Source organism: Paenibacillus sp. W4I10, assembly GCF_030816325.1.
Taxonomy (GTDB): Bacteria; Bacillota; Bacilli; order Paenibacillales; family Paenibacillaceae; genus Paenibacillus; species Paenibacillus amylolyticus_B.
This window is the reverse complement of sequence record NZ_JAUSXX010000001.1, coordinates 6,665,862-6,684,441: the sequence shown is the minus strand read 5'-3', so window position 1 is coordinate 6,684,441 and position 18,580 is coordinate 6,665,862. Positions and strand designations below refer to the sequence as shown.

15 protein-coding genes are annotated in these 18,580 nt (G+C 45.9%); 3 read left to right on the top strand and 12 right to left on the bottom strand.

What is annotated here, in order from left to right; genetic code table 11:
• Positions 1–3: 3 nt before the first annotated feature.
• Positions 4–2,181 (bottom strand): RelA/SpoT family protein, encoded by a 2,178-nt coding sequence (locus tag QF049_RS30015; protein WP_036616894.1) that lies wholly within the window; start codon positions 2,179–2,181, stop codon positions 4–6.
• Between the two features lie 372 nt (positions 2,182–2,553).
• On the opposite strand from QF049_RS30015, the gene uraA reads away from it, so the two are divergent.
• Positions 2,554–3,870, top strand: coding sequence for a uracil permease (gene uraA / locus QF049_RS30010; RefSeq protein WP_307416356.1), 1,317 nt, complete (start codon positions 2,554–2,556; stop codon positions 3,868–3,870).
• 154 nt (positions 3,871–4,024) lie between these two features.
• On the opposite strand, the gene QF049_RS30005 is transcribed toward uraA, so the two are convergent.
• From QF049_RS30005 to QF049_RS29980, 6 genes are all read right to left on the bottom strand, one after another.
• Positions 4,025–4,537, bottom strand: a complete 513-nt coding sequence (locus tag QF049_RS30005; protein ID WP_307542624.1) for an adenine phosphoribosyltransferase — start codon at positions 4,535–4,537, stop codon at positions 4,025–4,027.
• 37 nt (positions 4,538–4,574) lie between these two features.
• Positions 4,575–6,983, bottom strand: a complete 2,409-nt coding sequence (gene recJ, locus QF049_RS30000; RefSeq protein WP_307542622.1) for a single-stranded-DNA-specific exonuclease RecJ — start codon at positions 6,981–6,983, stop codon at positions 4,575–4,577.
• A gap of 40 nt (positions 6,984–7,023) precedes the next feature.
• Positions 7,024–7,983 carry a cation diffusion facilitator family transporter gene (locus QF049_RS29995; protein WP_150364586.1) on the bottom strand — a complete coding sequence of 320 codons (960 nt, stop codon included), beginning with the start codon at positions 7,981–7,983 and terminating at the stop codon, positions 7,024–7,026.
• A gap of 73 nt (positions 7,984–8,056) precedes the next feature.
• Positions 8,057–8,965, bottom strand: a complete 909-nt coding sequence (gene secF / locus QF049_RS29990; RefSeq protein ID WP_307542618.1) for a protein translocase subunit SecF — start codon at positions 8,963–8,965, stop codon at positions 8,057–8,059.
• Positions 8,955–10,205, bottom strand: a complete 1,251-nt coding sequence (gene secD, locus QF049_RS29985; RefSeq protein ID WP_307542616.1) for a protein translocase subunit SecD — start codon at positions 10,203–10,205, stop codon at positions 8,955–8,957. Before secD ends, secF begins: the two co-directional genes overlap by 11 nt.
• Positions 10,206–10,296: 91 nt before the next feature.
• On the bottom strand, positions 10,297–10,536 hold the full coding sequence (locus tag QF049_RS29980; RefSeq protein WP_036617497.1) for a post-transcriptional regulator: 240 nt from the start codon (positions 10,534–10,536) through the stop codon (positions 10,297–10,299).
• Positions 10,537–10,763: 227 nt separating this feature from the next.
• Here QF049_RS29980 and spoVB point away from each other — a divergent pair, with 227 nt between their 5' ends.
• Positions 10,764–12,371: a stage V sporulation protein B gene (spoVB, locus tag QF049_RS29975; protein ID WP_307542614.1), complete on the top strand. Its 1,608-nt coding sequence runs from the start codon at positions 10,764–10,766 to the stop codon at positions 12,369–12,371.
• 3 nt (positions 12,372–12,374) lie between these two features.
• Here the strand turns inward: spoVB and QF049_RS29970 are convergent, their stop codons facing one another.
• Entirely contained in the window at positions 12,375–13,103 is a 729-nt protein-coding gene (locus QF049_RS29970; protein ID WP_373428379.1) for a YetF domain-containing protein, read from the bottom strand.
• A 227-nt stretch (positions 13,104–13,330) separates the two neighbouring features.
• On the opposite strand from QF049_RS29970, the gene QF049_RS29965 reads away from it, so the two are divergent.
• Complete coding sequence (locus tag QF049_RS29965; RefSeq protein ID WP_105407174.1) at positions 13,331–13,723, top strand: TIGR04086 family membrane protein; 393 nt, start codon at positions 13,331–13,333, stop codon at positions 13,721–13,723.
• Between the two features lie 125 nt (positions 13,724–13,848).
• Here the strand turns inward: QF049_RS29965 and yajC are convergent, their stop codons facing one another.
• The 4 genes from yajC to QF049_RS29945 all read right to left on the bottom strand — a co-directional run bounded on the left by yajC (position 13,849) and on the right by QF049_RS29945 (position 18,549).
• Positions 13,849–14,160 carry a preprotein translocase subunit YajC gene (gene yajC / locus QF049_RS29960; protein WP_036616875.1) on the bottom strand — a complete coding sequence of 104 codons (312 nt, stop codon included), beginning with the start codon at positions 14,158–14,160 and terminating at the stop codon, positions 13,849–13,851.
• Positions 14,161–14,228: 68 nt separating this feature from the next.
• Positions 14,229–15,365 (bottom strand): tRNA guanosine(34) transglycosylase Tgt, encoded by a 1,137-nt coding sequence (gene tgt, locus QF049_RS29955; protein ID WP_036616872.1) that lies wholly within the window; start codon positions 15,363–15,365, stop codon positions 14,229–14,231.
• Between the two features lie 43 nt (positions 15,366–15,408).
• Positions 15,409–16,437: a tRNA preQ1(34) S-adenosylmethionine ribosyltransferase-isomerase QueA gene (queA, locus tag QF049_RS29950; protein ID WP_307542610.1), complete on the bottom strand. Its 1,029-nt coding sequence runs from the start codon at positions 16,435–16,437 to the stop codon at positions 15,409–15,411.
• 6 nt (positions 16,438–16,443) lie between these two features.
• Positions 16,444–18,549: a SpoIID/LytB domain-containing protein gene (locus tag QF049_RS29945; protein ID WP_373428319.1), complete on the bottom strand. Its 2,106-nt coding sequence runs from the start codon at positions 18,547–18,549 to the stop codon at positions 16,444–16,446.
• Positions 18,550–18,580 lie beyond the last annotated feature (31 nt).

The window sequence follows — 18,580 nt, the reverse complement described above, 5'->3', positions numbered from 1 at the left end:
TCCTTACTGCATAATCCGATGCACCGAATAGACATCTTTCACACGTTTGATCCGTTCTACAACGGATTGCAGATGATCCGTATTACGAATCAGAATTGTGACGTGCACCAATGCTAATTTATTTTTATCTGTCCGTCCTGTAACGGCAGATATATTGGTTTTACTTTCAGATACAGCCTGAAGCACCTCATTGAGCAAGCCATTCCGATCATGGCCTGTAATCTCAATATCCACACTGTAACTTGCTTCGATATTCTCTTCCCACTCGACCTCAATAACACGTGCTGCTTCTTCACCGTCTGCACTTGTCGGGATATTCGGACAGTCACTACGGTGTACGGAAACGCCGCGTCCGCGTGTAACGTATCCGATAATGTCATCCCCAGGTACAGGATTACAGCATCGTGCGAATCGAACAAGCAGATTATCGATGCCTTTGACACGAATACCGTTGGTTGGTCGATTTCTGCGCTCAGGCGCAGGTTTCAGCTCGCGCATCTCGGAATTTAATTCCAGCAAACTGGACTCTTCCTGCTCTTTACGCAGTTTTTCGGTAGCTTTGGTTACAATCTGTGCAGCAGTAATCCCACCGAATCCAACAGCCGCAAGCATGTCATCAATATCGTTAAACGCATATTTTTTGGCAGCTTCCATCAACTTGTCATCCGTCATCCACGCAGAAGGATCAAGCCCCATGCGTTTCAGTTCACGCTCACAGCTCTCCCGACCTTTTTCAACGTTTTCTTCACGGCGTTCCTTCTTGAACCATTGCTTGATCTTCGCTCGTGCATGAGAAGATTTCGCAATTTTCATCCAATCCTGGCTCGGTCCGTAAGAATGTTTGGACGTCAAAATTTCGATGATATCACCTGTCTTCAGATGATAATCGAGCGGAACAATCCGACCGTTTACTTTGGCACCAATGGTCCGATTACCAACCTCCGTATGGATTCGATAAGCAAAATCCAAAGGAACAGAGCCGATCGGCAATTCGATGACTTCTCCTTTTGGCGTAAATACAAATACCAGATCCGAGAAGAAATCCATTTTGAGTGACTCTACGAATTCTGATGCATCCTGTGCTTCGTTTTGAAGTTCAAGAATTTCACGGAAGAACGTAATCTTATCTTCAAAATGATTTCCGTTCGCAGCCCCTTCTTTGTAGGCCCAGTGGGCAGCAATACCAAATTCAGCAGTCCGGTGCATATCCCATGTCCGAATCTGTACTTCTGTTGGTTCGCCATTGGGACCAACTACCGTTGTATGCAGCGATTGATACATATTCGCCTTCGGCATCGCAATGTAGTCTTTAAAGCGTCCAGGCATCGGTTTCCATAGCGTGTGTATAATTCCCAGGGTAGCATAACAATCCTTGATATTATCCACAATAATACGAATGGCAAGCAGATCGTAAATTTCGTTAAACTGCTTGTTTTTGGTGGTCATTTTCTTGAACACGCTGTAGATATGTTTCGGGCGGCCCGAAAGGTCTGCCTGAATTCCCATCTCATCGAGCTTGTTCGTAATTCCATCCATAACCGTATCAATATATTGCTCACGTTCCGCACGTTTTTTGTGCATGAGGTTAGCAATTCGGTAATACTGCTGCGGATTCAAATAACGGAGGGCGATGTCCTCCATTTCCCATTTGATTGCAGAGATACCCAACCGGTTTGCAATCGGACAGAAAATTTCCAGCGTCTCATATGAAATCCGGCGCTGGCTTTCTTCCGACTGAAACTTGAGTGTCCGCATATTATGCAGACGGTCAGCCAATTTAATCACGATGACACGGATGTCCTGCGCCATGGCGATGAACATTTTGCGGTAGTTCTCGTTCTGCTGTTCTTCCTTGGAGCGAAACTGAATACGTTCCAGCTTCGTCAAGCCGTCAACAAGCATGGCACACGTATTGCCGAAATGATTGCGGATCTCTTCAAGTGAGACCGTAGTATCCTCTACTACATCATGAAGAAGCGCTGCTATTATGGAGATGGTGTCCATCTGCATGTTCACAACAATGTCGGCAACCGCAAGCGGATGCAGAATATACGGTTCTCCCGATTTTCGCGTCTGTCCATGGTGGGCCTGATCAGCAAATTCGTAAGCTTCTCGTATGCGCACCAGATCGGGTTCTTTGATATATGCCCCGGCCTTCTCGAGTAATTGCTCTATGCCCATTCTGATCTGTTCCGTGTCCTTTCTATACCAAATGGAACCCGTGACAGTGCTGCAACACAGGTTCCCCGTAAAAGTAATTTCCTATAATTATGACGCTTCGCCCGTTTCCCGTCAACTGCTGACGAATAAGAGCGCTTATCCAATTTTTATATTGGTGATCTGAATTACTTCTAACCCATTTCCCTATGACTCACAGGGGATTGATGTGTTTCTTATTTCTTATGTATTATTGCCTTTATTTGCTGAAATAGAAGGAAAATTCATGAAATTATAAATTCCATCGCTCTGCTACGTCAAAAATGTTATTGCTTAATTAAGAGAAACTCTGTAATCTATTGAAAGTTTGTGTTTCGGAAAAGGAGATGAAATTCATTGCAACGCGAAATTCAGGTTAATCAAAAGATGCCACTTGGCTCAGGTTCACTGCTTAGCCTTCAGCATTTGTTTGCCATGTTTGGCAGTACGGTGCTTGTACCTAACCTGTTCGGTGTCGATCCAAGTATGATCCTGCTGATGAACGGGATTGGAACACTGTTGTACATACTGATGTGTAAAGGAAAGATCCCAGCATATCTTGGTTCCAGTTTTGCCTTTATTGCTCCTGTCACTTCAGTATTGAAAACACATCCAGAGAACGGCTACTCCATGGCACTTGGAGCTTTTATCATTACAGGACTTGTGTTCTGCCTCGTGGCTCTTATTATCAAATATGCTGGAACAGGATGGATCAACGTGGTATTCCCACCAGCGGTTATGGGTGCCATTGTTGCCCTGATCGGTCTGGAGCTTGTACCTGTTGCAGCGCAAATGGCCGGATTGATTAATTCTGATCCTGTTGCTAACCCGAACTGGGTGCCTCAGGCCAAACCCATTATTTTATCCATGGCCACACTCGGTATCACTGTCATTGGAGCCGTAACGTTCCGTGGATTCCCCAAAATCATTCATATTCTAATCGGTATCGTAGTTGGTTATATCCTTGGCTATTCCATGGGTCTGGTTGATAAACAGGCTATTGGAAACGCTGATTTCCTCTCACTGCCAACCGTAACCACTCCTACATTTGACTGGTCTGTTGTCTTCACCATTTTACCTGTAGCACTCGTGGTTATTGTAGAACATATTGGACATTTGCTTGTAACGAGCAGCATTGTAGGCAAAGATCTTTCGAAAGACCCTGGGCTTCATCGTTCCCTGCTTGGTAATGGGGTCTCCACCATTCTGTCCGGGTTTGTTGGATCAACTCCAAATACAACCTATGGTGAGAACATCGGTGTTATGGCACTGACTCGTGTATACTCCACATATGTCATTGGTGGCGCAGCAGTCATTGCAATCGTACTCTCCTTCTCAGGAACATTCTCGGCGCTTGTAGCTAACATTCCTGTGCCTGTTATGGGTGGAGTATCCCTGCTTCTGTTCGGAGTTATTGCAGCATCCGGTCTGCGTATTCTGGTTGAACAGAAAGTCGATTTTGCCAAACCGACTAATCTGTTGCTTACTACACTTGTACTGGTCATCGGGTTAAGTGGTACAGAAGTTACCTTCTACGGTATTCATCTGAAAGGGATGGCACTGGCAACCATTGTCGGAATCCTGATGAGTTTGTTGTTCAAACTGTTTGAAGTCCTAGGTTGGTTGAATGACGATTCACAAAAACAGCCTATCACTGAAAAAACGCCCGATTAATTTCCATCGTATACACATCAAAAAGCCTGTTCTCCCTAACCTTACGGTTGGAAGAACAGGCTTTTTGATAATCATTAATGCTGTATATTATTTCCCGGGAAACGGAAAAAGCAATTCATGTTTCAATCACAGCGGTACATGTGGAGATTGCAGCTTAATAGTTCATCAATGTGAATACATCGATTTCAGGCAATTTAGCACGACCATTCAGATCAGACAGCTCGATCAAGAAGGCAGCACCGACAACTTTCCCACCTAATTGTTCAATCAAGTTGATGGAAGTTGCAATCGTTCCACCCGTTGCGAGCAGATCATCTGCGATCAGGACATTTTGACCTCTTTCAATCGCATCTGTGTGCATCGCGAGTGTATCCTTGCCATACTCGAGATCATAACCAACTTCAATCGTCTCTCCAGGCAATTTTCCACTTTTGCGAATCGGAGCAAAACCGACACCAAGAGCATATGCCAGAGGGGCGCCCACAACGAAACCACGTGCTTCAGGTCCAGCAATAACGTCAATTTTGAGATCAGAAACCATCACTTTCAGTTCATTGATCGCATTGCGGTACATTTCTCCATCCTTTAACAATGTTGTAATGTCCTTAAAGCTGATTCCCGGTTGTGGAAAGTCAGGAATGACACGAATATAATCTTTAAAATCCAAAATAATCTCCTCCTAAAATAAATACACAAACTTCCATCTAAGATACGCCCTTCATCCGGGATATCATCCATTGTGTCAGTTGCGGTGTGGCTGCATCCAGCATCACCTGTTCTATCTCGGCCATATTTTCGAGCGCTTGATAGTGACGTGAAGCGGTTAGTTCACGCTTAGGCGGGTTATCCACAAACGCAATTTTGCCGTTTTCACGGGTAATGAAGGATAACTCTTCGAATACATCCAACATCATCGTAATCATGCGCGGCGAACAACCACACTGACGACTGAGCACAGGAGTAATCTCTTGTTCCTCCACGGGTTCAGCTTTCCATTTCAACACCTGCATATAAATACGCTTAAAGAGTTCTCTGGAAGGCATCTGAAGGCGATCTCGGCGGTTGCCTGATCCGTGCAGAAGGATGATATTCTCAGCTCCACTGAACAAAGCCAGCATGGCATCAAGTTGTTCCGGGGTTTCCGGCGTATCAAACACAAATAACGTCCGGACTTGTTCCTGTCCATAATGCTGTGCAGCAGCATTACACGGAAATAACCCGACCTTTCTATCATATACCCAAAGGCAAGGTTCATACAATGAATTTCCCTCGGAAACATCTGTTTCTTTCCGAACAATAGCACCAACAGAACCAGATTTATATCGCAGATGCACCTCAAGTGAGCTCAAGAAATGCTTCATCGCATTTAATGGCTCGGCATTACCGCGCAAATCAAACACTTGGACCTGAGGAACATGAATGTCCTGAAGCATCAGTTGAGGTTTTCTCATCCCATTCCATTCATTGATGGACAGTTCCCCCATCACATCAATAACGGAACCTGGGAGAAGAAATTCTGCTAACGCTCCCTTGCCAAAAGCGACGGTTTCCAGTTGCTGACCATCCTGTTCCAGAACCAGTTTCAGATGGCGTTTCTCTCGTCCCATTGTTCTGGTTTCCTTCACAGTCACACTTCTCAACACAAACCGTGGCGAAGGATTACTCATCCCGAAAGGCTGCAATCTGTCGATCTCCTGGATCACTTTCAGCGGAACATCACTGATTCTGCATTCATCATCCGCAAGACGTTGAGGTACAAAGTCCTCTTCAGTTAATACAGATGCAGCAAACTTATTCAAACCAGCCTCAAGTTCTTCCAGCTGATCCCGATGCAAGGTCATACCTGCTGCAGCAGGATGTCCCCCGTAATGGTCCATAGTGTGTTTATTGACTGTGAGTGCCTCATAGATATCCAAGCCCTCAATCGAGCGCGCAGAGCCCTTGCAGACACCACTCTCTGGATCGATGCCAAGGATAAGTGTAGGTCGGTAATAACGCTCCAGCAATTTGGAAGCCACAATACCAACCACTCCGACGTTCCAGCCCTCCCCAGCCAATACGATTACATCTGGAACGGATCCTGAACGAAGCTGTATCTTTTGTTCCAACTGTGCTGTTGCTTCTTGTACTATGCCCTCTACAACTTGCTGCCGCTCCCGATTCAATAGATCAAGCTGGCCGGCAAGCGTATGAGCTTCATCCAGATTCTCGGTGGTGAGAAGTGATACTGCTCTCCCAGCATGATCCAAACGTCCACTGGCATTAATACGAGGTGCCATGGCAAAGGCAATATTAATCGAAGTCACCTGACTCTGATCCACCCCACTGATTTCCAGCAATGCACTTACACCGGGAAGACGAGAACCACGCATCGATTCTATTCCATAACTGACGATAACCCGGTTCTCCCCTTCCAAAGGCATCAGATCGGCCACGGTACCGATGGCGGCAATCTCCATCCATTCACCGGGTACTTCCCCGATTAGTGCCTGAGCAAGTTTCAGGGCTACTCCCGCTCCGGCCAACCCTTTAAAAGGATACGGACAGCCTGGAAGTTTTGGATTAATAAGAGTAAAGGCTTCTGGCAAAATTTCAGGCGGCTCGTGGTGGTCTGTCACAATGACTTCGATGCCCAGTGTTGCCGCATAGGCAATCTGTTCAACAGCACTGATTCCGGTATCCACGGTAATTATCAATGAAACGCCCTGTTGATGGGCCCAATCCAACGCATGGTTGTGCAATCCATACCCTTCATTCGAGCGATGAGGGATATATATATCGTACGAAGCCCCAAGATGACGCATCAAATGGATCATGAGCGATGTGCTGGATACGCCATCAGCGTCATAATCCCCGTAGATCAAAATATGTTCTTCCCGCTCCAATGCCAGCTTGATTCGTGGCACAGCTTCATTCATGCCGAGTAACAGATAAGGATCATGCATCTGATTCAGATCAGGATGCAAAAAACGTTCGGCCTCCTTCTCATTGTGCACTCCTCGACTCACAAGCAAACGTCCAACAAGGGGTGAAACGGAAAGCGCCTGCGAGAGTCCCGCAGCCGCCTCCAAATCGATATTTGGTGTATTCCACCGGTATTGCGAATAAAGCAATGATAACGCTCCTTTCCTGATCTACTGGACCCGCGCTTCACTACTGAATTAATGTCGCTTCGTGATCGGGCAGTTCATGATTGGATTTATAGGGATAGCCTGGATCATAAGGTACCGCTTGAATCTGTACCTCTTTCACATGACTGAAACGAGTTAGTAGTAGTGTCTTGGCCCGGTTTGCAATTTCCTGTGCTTCCAGTATGGAGATTCTCGGATTCACGCTAATGACCAACTCAATCGTAACGTCATGTTCCTGTTCACGAGCAACCAAATGCTCAATGGTAATGATGCCGTATACTCGCTGTACAGTCTCTTTGAAATCTGATGCGTCCTCCTGCTCCAGTTCCTGAACAAGTGAACCATATACTGTGTCCACAATCATTCGGTAACCCTTGTGAAGCACAAAACAGGAAGCAATCAACGCAGCCGTAGGGTCCAGGTAGAGCAGCATGCTCAAACCCGTCTCTTCACCAGCCATCGATCCTATAATGCCGATTAACACGGTGAGAGAGCAATAGAGCGCACGACGATGTTGCTGTGCATAGGCTAGCGCCTGAGACTGGTTTCGTTTACGAAAATATCTGTACTGAAATTGAAAAATCGCTTCTTTCACAGCCAGAGCTGCAACAGCCACCAAAAGTACCGACTTGCCGGGTGCTTCCGGTTCACTTCCGGAGAGACTACCCAATGCGGAGATGGCAAGCTGTAATCCACCCATGAGGATCAGCACAGATAACAATACTGAGATCCCGGGTCTAGCAACACGTGAATGTTCTTTAAACCGTTCCCTGTGAGCCTTGCTCTTATCACGTACAGACTTGGAGGGAAAGAGACCTGCCAGGGCAGAACCAGCTTCAGAAGCAGAATACAAGCCGTCAGCGAGCAATGATTTGCTATTTGCCATATAACCGACTCCCGCTTTGATTACCGCAAGTCCCATATTACCAGCAATACCACTCCATGTGGCAGCCTGAGCAGATGGTATATGTTCTCTGGTCATGTATATTCCCCCTTATTTCTGTACATAAAGTTGCAAAACCGCGCCTGGCAGACGCGGCTTCACAATACGATGTTTAGTTAGATTCTTTAGCCACTGTTTTTGGCTTGTTAACTTGTTTACCTTTGAGCGTGAACCATAAGGGTGCTGCAATAAAGATGGAAGAGTAGGCGCCGAACAGTGTTCCGATAACCATCGCAAGTGAGAACATACGAATGGATTCTCCGCCAAAAATAAACAAACAAAGTGAAGCAACAAAAACAGTAAAAGTTGTATTTAGTGAACGAGTCATTGTTTGTGACAAGCTGCGGTTGACTACCTCACGTAAGTCCGCTCTGCTTGACTTTTTGGCAAAACGCAAATTCTCACGAATCCGGTCAAAGATAACGATCGTATCGTTGATCGAGAACCCGACAATGGTCAATACGGCCGTAATAAAGGTCAAATCGACTTCCAAGCGGAATATCGAGAATATGCTTATTACGACAAATGCGTCATGGAACAGTGAAACCACCGCTGCCACAGCAAAGCGCCACTCAAACCGGATTGCAACATAGATCATGATCCCGATACTTGCAATGAGTACCGCGTAGATCGCGTTGCGCTCCAATTCTTTGGCCATCTCCGGATCAACGGTATTTACTTCATACGAAGCCGTTGCATCCAGTTTGGTGAATTCCTGTTTAAATTTGCTCTCTTGGGTCTCATCCAATTCATTGGAGAAACGAACATTTACACGGTCAGCCCCCGGTGTAATGGTAACATCACCCTCATCAACACCGATGTCCTTAACAATAGGTTTAATCTGCTCCGCTGTAATCGACTTGGATACGCTGATATCTACATTGGAGCCTGCACGGAAATCAACCGCATAATTCAACCCTAGAGACAAGAGACTAATAATACCCGCAATTGTCAGGATGATGGAAAACGTATAGGCAATCTTACTACCTTTAACATAATCAAAATTCCAATTAAAGCGCACGAATTTCACTCTCCTTCACTCCGAAGTACTTAGGCTTCTTCAACACGTTACCCCGTACAAGCAGGGTCAACAGGAAGCGGGAGAAGAAAATATTCGTGATAATACTGGTGACAATATCAAAAATCAGCACGAGTGCAAAACCTTTAACCGCACCTGTTCCCAAGAAGAACATAACAGCCGCAGCAATAATGGTTGTGATGTTGGAGTCAATGATTGTTCGGAAGGAATGTTTACCACCCGCTTTAACCGAAGACAAGATCGACTTACCACTGCGCATCTCTTCTTTAATCCGTTCGTACGTGATGATATTGGCATCCACCGCCATCCCTATACCCAGGATAAACGCCGCAATACCTGGAAGGGTAAGCACGAATTCTCCTAAATAGAAGATTGCAAGTACCAGCCACGTATGTGTAATCAAGGCAAAACTCGCGATAATACCAGGAATGCGATAGAGCCCAATCATGAACACTAGAATTATAACGGAACCAATCAATCCCGCTTTAATAGTCTGATCCAGAGAAAGCTTACCAAGTGTTGCACCAACACTTTGTGAATACTTCTCTGTAAGTTTCAGTGGCAATGCACCCAAGTTAATGGTGTCACGAAGCTGGTTTGCTTCATCACGTGTGTAGGCACCCGAAATCTGAGCGGAACCATCTGTCAACTGTTGTCTAACGGTTGGAGCAGAGAGCAACTCATCGTCCAAATAAATAGCGAGAGGTTGTCCGATCAAACGTTTGGTAATTTCAGAAAATTTGGCTTTGTCTTTCACTTGAATGTCAATCATAGGCTCATTCAATTGAGTGAACACAACTTTGGCTGCATTCTCCACAAATTCATTACCGCGAAGCTCAATCTTCGTGTATTCGCCTTCCTTGTCATTCTCAGCTTTACTACGGAAGGTCAAAACGGCTGGTTCTTTCATTTTGGCTCTAACTTCAGCCTCGTCCGTAACCCCTGCCAACTTCAAACGAATCCGGTTGCTTCCTTCAGTGGTTACCTCCGGTTCGCTTGTTCCGAGCGCATTGGCGCGGCTTTCAAGACTCTTGGCCGTTTGCACCAGTGATGCTTTGGTGACTTGTTGTCCCTCATCGAGCGGCTCTGCTTCATATAAGATCTCGTAGCCTCCCTTTAAATCAAGGCCCAAGCGTATATTTTTGAGCAGTTCCGGGCTTGTTCCCACCATTACCCCTGTGGTGACAAGCACGACCAGAATGAAACTGATAATTCTTTTCATGCCGTTCCTAGATCCCCTTTCGTTCTCAATATTCCTATTATAGCGATGCCGTAAAAAGCAGTCAATTTTCAACAAAAAAGATCCCTTTCGTCTAGAAAGAGGACCCCCGGTATGCAGACACGGTCATAAAGTTCATAAAGCTTGTTGCTTTCAGTGACAAAATGTCGTTCACCAGCTGGTGAAGCGGTGGAATGCCCTGTTTTTCATATTTATGACTGACGCAATTCCAGACATCTTTGCTGGTGACATATTCGTAACCGACAAGCCTTAATTCCTCTGCCTTGCTACGGCAGAGCATCTCTATTGACTGTTCCAACTCCACATCATTCATTTCTTCCAACGGGGAGCCTCCCTTCGTACATCCAAGCCTTTATGCGGCATCAATATTACATGATTCGACTTCGCCTGATCATATTCCTTCTTGCTGATTATGGTTCTTTTTGTTAATCGTGTCCAAGTTGTCATGAGAAGATGAAGGACTGGCATAGGATGAAGAACAACGGCTTTGTCCCGTTTATGTTGATAGCCTGTACTTTCAACCGGGAAAGAGGGGTAGTCTTGAAGAAACAGACATTTATCCAAGGGGCCATGATCCTGCTCGCGGCAGGCATAATTAATCGAATACTTGGTTTCATTCCGCGCATTGCGCTGCCACGAGTCATTGGTGCAGAAGGTGTTGGCATCTACCAATTGAGCTATCCCTTTTTTATCGTACTGGTGACATTAATTACGGGTGGTATTCCGCTCGCCGTAGCCAAGCTCGTAGCCGAAGCTGATACCGGTGCCAATCGTTATTCTCCCCAGCGAATCCTGCAAGTAAGCTTAAGCTTTACGTTGACCCTAGGTGTTGTATTCATGTTTTTGTGTATCCTATTTGCACCCTGGGTTACCAAGTACGTGCTCACAGATGAGCGGGTGTACCATACGTTCGTTAGTATGAGCCCCATGATTGCCATTATCGCCGTATCTGCTGTCTACAGAGGGTATTTCCAAGGTAAGCAAAACATGATGCCTACTGCCATTTCATCCATTGTTGAAACCATCATTCGTATCGTCTGTGTCATTTGGTTTGCCTGGCTTCTCCTCCCCCACGGTATTGCCCAAGCTGCTGCTGGTGCCATGCTGGGAGCGCTCGTTGGAGAATTCGGCGGTATGCTTGTACTCTTGTGGAAGTATAACAGGCAGAAGAAAGAGTTACCGCTCGCTAAGCAACAGAACATGTCCAACCTCACAACCAAACCTTCAGTTCTGAAAGAAACGGGTACTCCACAGCCCGGATTAATCCGGCGTTTGCTTGCAATCTCTATTCCTGTTACAGCAGGCCGATTGGTTGGCTCCTTATCTTATCTGGCCGAAACCATCGTTACTGCCCAGAGTCTGGCTCTGGCAGGCATATCCAAAGGCCTTGCTACAGCACAATATGGTGCATTACAAGGTATGATTATTCCTTTGCTGCTGCTGCCAGGGGCACTAACCTCATCGCTCGCGACATCACTTGTGCCTTCACTGTCTGAAGCTTCTGCTCAGGGAGATCGCGCACTGATTCACAAAAGAATGCATCAGGCCTTACGTTTGGCACTCGTGACAGGTGCTCCGTTTTCTGTGTTTATGTATGTGCTTGCCGAACCGATGTGTCTTGTTCTGTATAATGATGCATCGATCGGAAGCATGCTGAAACTAATGGCTCCTTTTGCTTTGTTCATTTATATTCAAGCTCCTCTTCAAGCTGCATTACAAGCTCTTGACCGTCCGGGTAAAGCATTGCTGAATACGTTTATCGGTGCTGTTATCAAAATCACGTTGATTTTAACGCTTGCTTCCCGGCCTGAATATGGCATCTTCGGTGCAGTCATCGCCATCTGTGTGAATTCTACGGTAGTTACGCTGTTACATGCCCAAAGCGTACGTAGCCTGCTACAGTTCCGCTTCAAAATTATGGATTGGGTCAAGACGGGTGCAGGAATGTTTATCATGGGTGCAGCGACCCTACTCGTATACGAAGAGACTGCCATGATATTGCCTTTTTGGGTGAGGATGCTTCTCGCTCCTTTTGCCGGACTTATCGTGTATTTCATCGTCATGGGCTGGACCAAAATGATTGACTTTCATGATCTGTCCCGTGCTCCTTTGATTGGTTCATGGTTCAAGCGCCGTTCAGGCAAATGATTTTCATTTTTTATCATCTTTTGGACTGACATATATCTTCCCATTGTGGTCAATGGAGCAAATAAATACATCCTTGAAATCCAAAATACCATTATGTTGAATTTGATTTTTCAGCCAAAATCTCGTTTTCTGAATGATCTCCAGATTCTGATCCTGGACCTTTCCGTCCATAATTAAGGGTAGTGGCAGACCTTCATATTTAATATTTGGAAATTTGATATTTGGAGATCCGTCAATCTGGTTTTTTCCCGTTTTGGATTTACTGGAAGAAAAATCTTCTGAGTCAGAACCGGAAGAATTGCTGTCGTTAGAAGTATTCTCATCCTTGGGAAACACGGTCAGCTTGCCTGTGGTCTCCAAAATAGCGAAATCAACCTCACCGATACTGTCTACATTCTGTTCACGGAGTTGTTGCAATAGATCATCCAGATTATAGCGTTGCTTCCGCATCTCATCTCGGTGAAGAACGCCTTTGGAGATCAAAACAGTAGGTTTGCCATCAATTATCAGGCGAAGACGCCGACTTTTAAGACCTATATAGGCCATTCCGATCTGTACAATGATCAAGGTAAGCATGGGGGCAATCCCATAAGAGAGTGGTTTATCAATATCTTCAATGACAAAAGCAGCCATTTCAGCGAGCATAATGGACACGACAAGATCAAACATGGATAGCTTACCAATCTCACGTTTACCCATAACCCTCATTGCACAGTACACCAGAAAGTACATGAGAATGGTTCGAAAGATATGTGATCCGACATCTGGGAAGTTCACAACAGGGTCCTCCTTCGAAACTGAGTTTTTAACAGTTAGCTGGGTAGTGCAATCCCTATTTTGACCTGAACCTTACATGCTCATGCAGAAATAATCCGTTCATTTAATGGAAAACAGTTCATAAGTCCGAAGGCTTGACCATACACTGTATTAACTTATAACTTGTACAAGGGGGTTGCTTCATGCAATTGATCCGCCGCTTGGTTTCGTTTCGAGTGTCCAATCCGATTCTGTCAGGCCTCTGTCAGGCTTTTGTATGGATGTTTATCGGGGCATTAATTCTCTCCTTGTTTCTCTGGATGAGCGGAATGCGGGAACAGGACCTCTCGTTGTATACCTATGTTGTTCATGGCTTGTCATTATTGGTTGGTGGTTTTGTGGCAGGCAAACGTTCTGGTGAAAAAGGATGGTACTACGGAGGGATTACCGGAATCGTATATGGACTCCTTGTGCTGTTGATCGGATTTCTCGCACTGGATGCTTCGTTTAATTGGAAGGATAGTTTACAACTGCTTAGCGCGTTCTTCATTTCAGCTCTCGGTGGCATATTCGGTGTTAATACGCATCGCTCCTAACTGACTGGTAAAGAACATCGACCTTCCCTCATAAATCAAAAAAGAGAACCGGGTCTCCAAGGAGATCCGGTTCTCTACTAGGGAATACGCCACAAAAGTACCCTCATTATTCTATGTTACAGTAACTATTCAACAGCCGTATCACGAGCTACGGCCGTGCTGATTGCATTACGGTCAAATGTAAGCTTAGTTACATCGTTTACACGCAATACAACCACATCGTCCGTAATCTCAGCGATCGTTCCGTGAAGGCCACCAATCGTTACAATTTTATCGCCTTTTTTCAACTGGCTCAGCATGGAATTCCGTTGCTTTTGCTTTTTGTTCTGTGGACGAATCATTAAGAAGTAGAAAATCGCAACCATGAGTACTAAAGGTACAATCAAAGATACGATTCCACCGCCTTGCGCTCCTGCTAGAGGCATTCCTTGAAACATTCAAAACTCCCCCTTATCGACTATACGTACAGATATTGCTTGTTACGCCGGTTTCCGCAAAACTTGAATCAGAAACCTTTGTCATTGTCATGAAGACCATATTGATCGAAAAATTCATCCCGGAAATCAAGCAAACGATCTTCCATAATGGCTTTACGTACGTTACGCATCAAATTCTGCAAGAAATGAAGATTATGGATCGTTGTCAAACGCAGGCCAAATGTTTCATCTGCTTTGATCAAATGACGCAGATAAGCTCTGGAATAGTTGCGACAAGTGTAGCAATCACATTCAGGATCTAATGGTCCAAAATCGGTTGCGAACTTGGCATTGCGAACTACCAGACGTCCCTGACTGGTCATCGTTGTTCCGTTACGGGCAATCCGAGTTGGCAGAACACAATCGAACATGTCCACTCCACGAATAGATCCCTCAATCAACGCATCGGGCGAACCTACCCCCATCAAATAACGTGGTTTATTGGAAGGCAACAAAGGTAGCGTATAATCCAATACACCATACATCAAATGTTTCGGTTCTCCAACACTCAGTCCACCAATAGCATACCCCGGGAAATCCATGGAAGTCAAATCTGCGGCGCTCTGACGGCGAAGATCTTCATGCATGCCTCCCTGTACGATGGCAAACAGACCTTGATCATGCGGACGAGCGTGACTTTCCAGACAACGTTCTGCCCAGCGGCTCGTTCTTTCGAGTGATTTTTTGACATATTCATATTCGGCCGGATATGGCGGACATTCATCAAACGCCATCATAATATCGGAGCCAAGTGCATTCTGGATTTCCATCGCCACTTCAGGAGAAAGGAACTTCTTGTCTCCATTCAGATGAGAACGGAAGTTAACGCCTTCTTCCGTAATTTTGCGCATCTCGCTAAGAGAAAACACTTGGAATCCGCCGCTGTCCGTCAGAATTGGACGATCCCAGTTCATGAATTTGTGCAACCCGCCAGCTTCACGGATGATTTCATGTCCTGGTCTCAGAAACAGGTGATAGGTATTACTCAAAATAATCTGAGCATCCATTTCTTTCAATTCTTCAGGGCTCATTGTTTTGACAGTCGCCTGTGTACCTACAGGCATAAAGGTTGGTGTTTCAATAATACCGTGAGGTGTATGTACACGTCCCAGACGTGCACCAGATTGTTTGCAAGTTTTGATATGTTCATACGTAATTGCTGCCATTGGTTTTAATCATCCTCTAAAAGTTAATCGTTATACCGTTATACTAATATATCAACATGGCATCGCCGAAGCTGAAGAACCGGTATTTCTCTTGGATGGCTTCCTCATATGCCTGCATAATATGTTCCCTGCCTGCTAGTGCACTAACCAACATAACCAACGTGGATTTTGGGAGATGGAAATTCGTAAGCATCCCATCGATCACTTTGAAGGAATAGCCTGGATAGATAAAAATACTGGTCCATCCGCTGCTCGCTTGCAGTATTCCATTTTCAAATTTGCTGCCTACCGTTTCCAAAGTCCGGCAGCTCGTTGTCCCAACCGCAAAAACACGGTGTCCATTCTCTTTGGTCTGGTTAATCAGATCAGCCGTTTCTTGTGATAAGGAGTAATACTCCTCATGCATGACATGATCTTCAACAACGTCAACCGACATCGGTCTGAATGTTCCCAGTCCTACATGAAGCGTGATGAAGGCGACATTAACGCCCTTGGCACGAATCTGATCCAACAATTCATCTGTAAAATGCAATCCCGCTGTGGGTGCAGCCGCCGATCCTTCATGCTTGGCATACACGGTCTGATACCGTTCGCGGTCATCCAATGTCTCTTTGATATAAGGTGGCAATGGCATCTCACCCAGACGGTCCAGAATCTCCTGGAAGATTCCATCATACGTAAACGTAAGTGTACGTGCACCCATCTCACCCTCTTCTTCAATGATTGCCTTCAGTTCATCACCGAATACAATAACCGAACCGGCTTTCAGCTTTTTACCCGGCTTAACTAGTGCTTCCCACCTGTCACCTTCCACATTTTTGAGCAATAACACTTCTGCTTTTGCTCCGGTATCTTCTTTTGTACCGAACAGACGGGCTGGTAGAACACGTGTATCATTCAGAATCAATGTATCGCCGGGATTCAGAAAATCGATAATATCGGGAAACGTTTGATGATTAATCTCACCACTATCTTTGTTCAAGGTAAGCAAACGGGAAGCCGTGCGATCAAGCAACGGCGTCTGTGCTATCAATTGCTCTGGTAATTCAAAATCATATAAGTTCACATTCATTTAGTTTCATTCCTTAACAATAGTCGCATTTTGATAATAGTGTTTCAATATTGCCTGGTAATCATACCCTTCATCTGCCATGCCTTTGGCTCCCCATTGGGACAAGCCCAATCCGTGGCCATTGCCCTGACCGATGAACATGAAGGTCTGACCCTGCGTTACCGCTCTCGCTTGACCATCACCACTCATCACCACAAGGGCATTACCGGATGATGTTCCTGCGCCAGAAGAAGACAATACAGAGGCACCATTTGAGCCGGTTTTACTGGCTGTTTTGCCGTCAGCGCCTAATACAGTATAACTTCCGGTCCCTGCAATATCAAATAAAGTGCTCGGTAATCCACCGAGTGCAGAGCGGTATGTATCGGCATATTTCACCGTCATAGTCTGTCCGTTGGCAGTGACTTCAAGTGCTCTTCCGGAAGGTCCACGCTTGCTCACTTCCAAGGTTGAGATTGAAGCAGGAACAGACGCTGTTGTTTTACCCTGAAGGGATTTAACCAACTGAGCTGACGTGAAAGGTCCTCTCACCCAGGCATAGTCATTAGATTGAGCCACTTTTGCCAGCACAACAGCTTCATTGCCTGGATTCATTTTGGCTACAGGTTCAACGGTGGATTGAATTAACGGAATGGCACGCACATTGGTATTCTGAGCCGTTACCGTCACTTTGGCCAGTCCCGCATTGGTCTTGGTTGTTAATTCTTTGATGTTATCCTCACGAATGTACCCGCTAACGCCTGAACTGAGCAGCACATGGTACCACGTATGTAATCCGGCCTGGGCCGATGTATCCCCCGAACTGACAACATTGGTAAACACACCAGCTCCGCCGTTCCATACTTCAGAAGGATGAGCCGTCTGGCCGCCCGCATTGGAGGAGAACACAGCTTCGATGATTTTCCCACCGCTCTTGACCACTTCTCCAGCAGTTGCATCCACTGCACTGGTTACTTTATCGTTCTCCGAACCAATCCCGTTATAAGCTTGGCTGAGCGTTGTATCCACAACATTCGCAATTTTGAAACGTTCACCCTGTTGAAGCGCGTAGGATCGAGCAGCAACGGCTTGAACTTTCAAAGCTTCAGCAGGCCAGGAGGAATACACCTCTGCTCCTACGACAGAATACAGGTATTGCTCCAGTGGAACGACGTTGACCAACGCCAGATCACCACTTACAATGCTGATTTCCATATCTCCACGATATGTTCGCTGGGAACGTTCCACTACTTTGATGCCATTGCCATTCCCTTGTACCAATGCTTTGGATTCAGTACCTGCAATCGTGTAATGCGGAGCTGTTTTGAGTGCATCCGTACTTAATCCTGCATCCTGGCGGATGATGAGCCCTGCACTATTGTTGACAGGTGAAAGGCTTACCCCCGGAGCTTTGGCTTCCACACTGTTCTTCAAAGCAGTTAATTCCGCATCCGTTGAAGCTTCACCCACCCATACCGCATATGCTTGGCTTCCTCCACTCAGTTGAAGGACTGGATAGACACTACTAACTCCTGTTGATAAAAGGTTGGCTTGTGCTGCCTCTGCTTCCTGAATCGAACCATAGGTTCCAGCAGACAGGCGTTTACTTCCCGTTACAGCTGGTTTTTGACCAGCCAATTGAGCCGCTGCTACCTTTTGTACTCGTGTAACAGCTTGTCCTGCCAGTGCCTCCGTTGCATAGTTACCTGTGTAGAGCTGATAAATGGCATTTCCATTCACAGCCGTTGTGAACAGCAACGGTTTATCTGCGGTTGCCTGCAACAATTTTGCTGCTGCAGATGCTGCCTTGAAATCCGCTGTTTCCAACACTTTCACTCGGAATCCATCTGCACTGAAACGGATCTGCCCTGCCGGAAGGCTTACATTTGCGCCACTCTCCGATTGGATGCTCCATTGTCCGGTCGATTCAAGCGTAATGAGTGGTGTAGTTGATTTATACGTACTGCCCAGATTTGCAAACATGGCTACCCGGATCGTCTGTCCATCATTTCCTGCTGCATATGCAGGCACTTGCAGACAACCCACTGTCAAAAGAGCTGCCGCCAGTACCTTCAATCGACGACTCCACTTCTTCGTTCGTATTGCTTTTCCCACAATCAGACTCCTCTCCATGCATTTCTTTCACTTTATATCGGGTTAACAC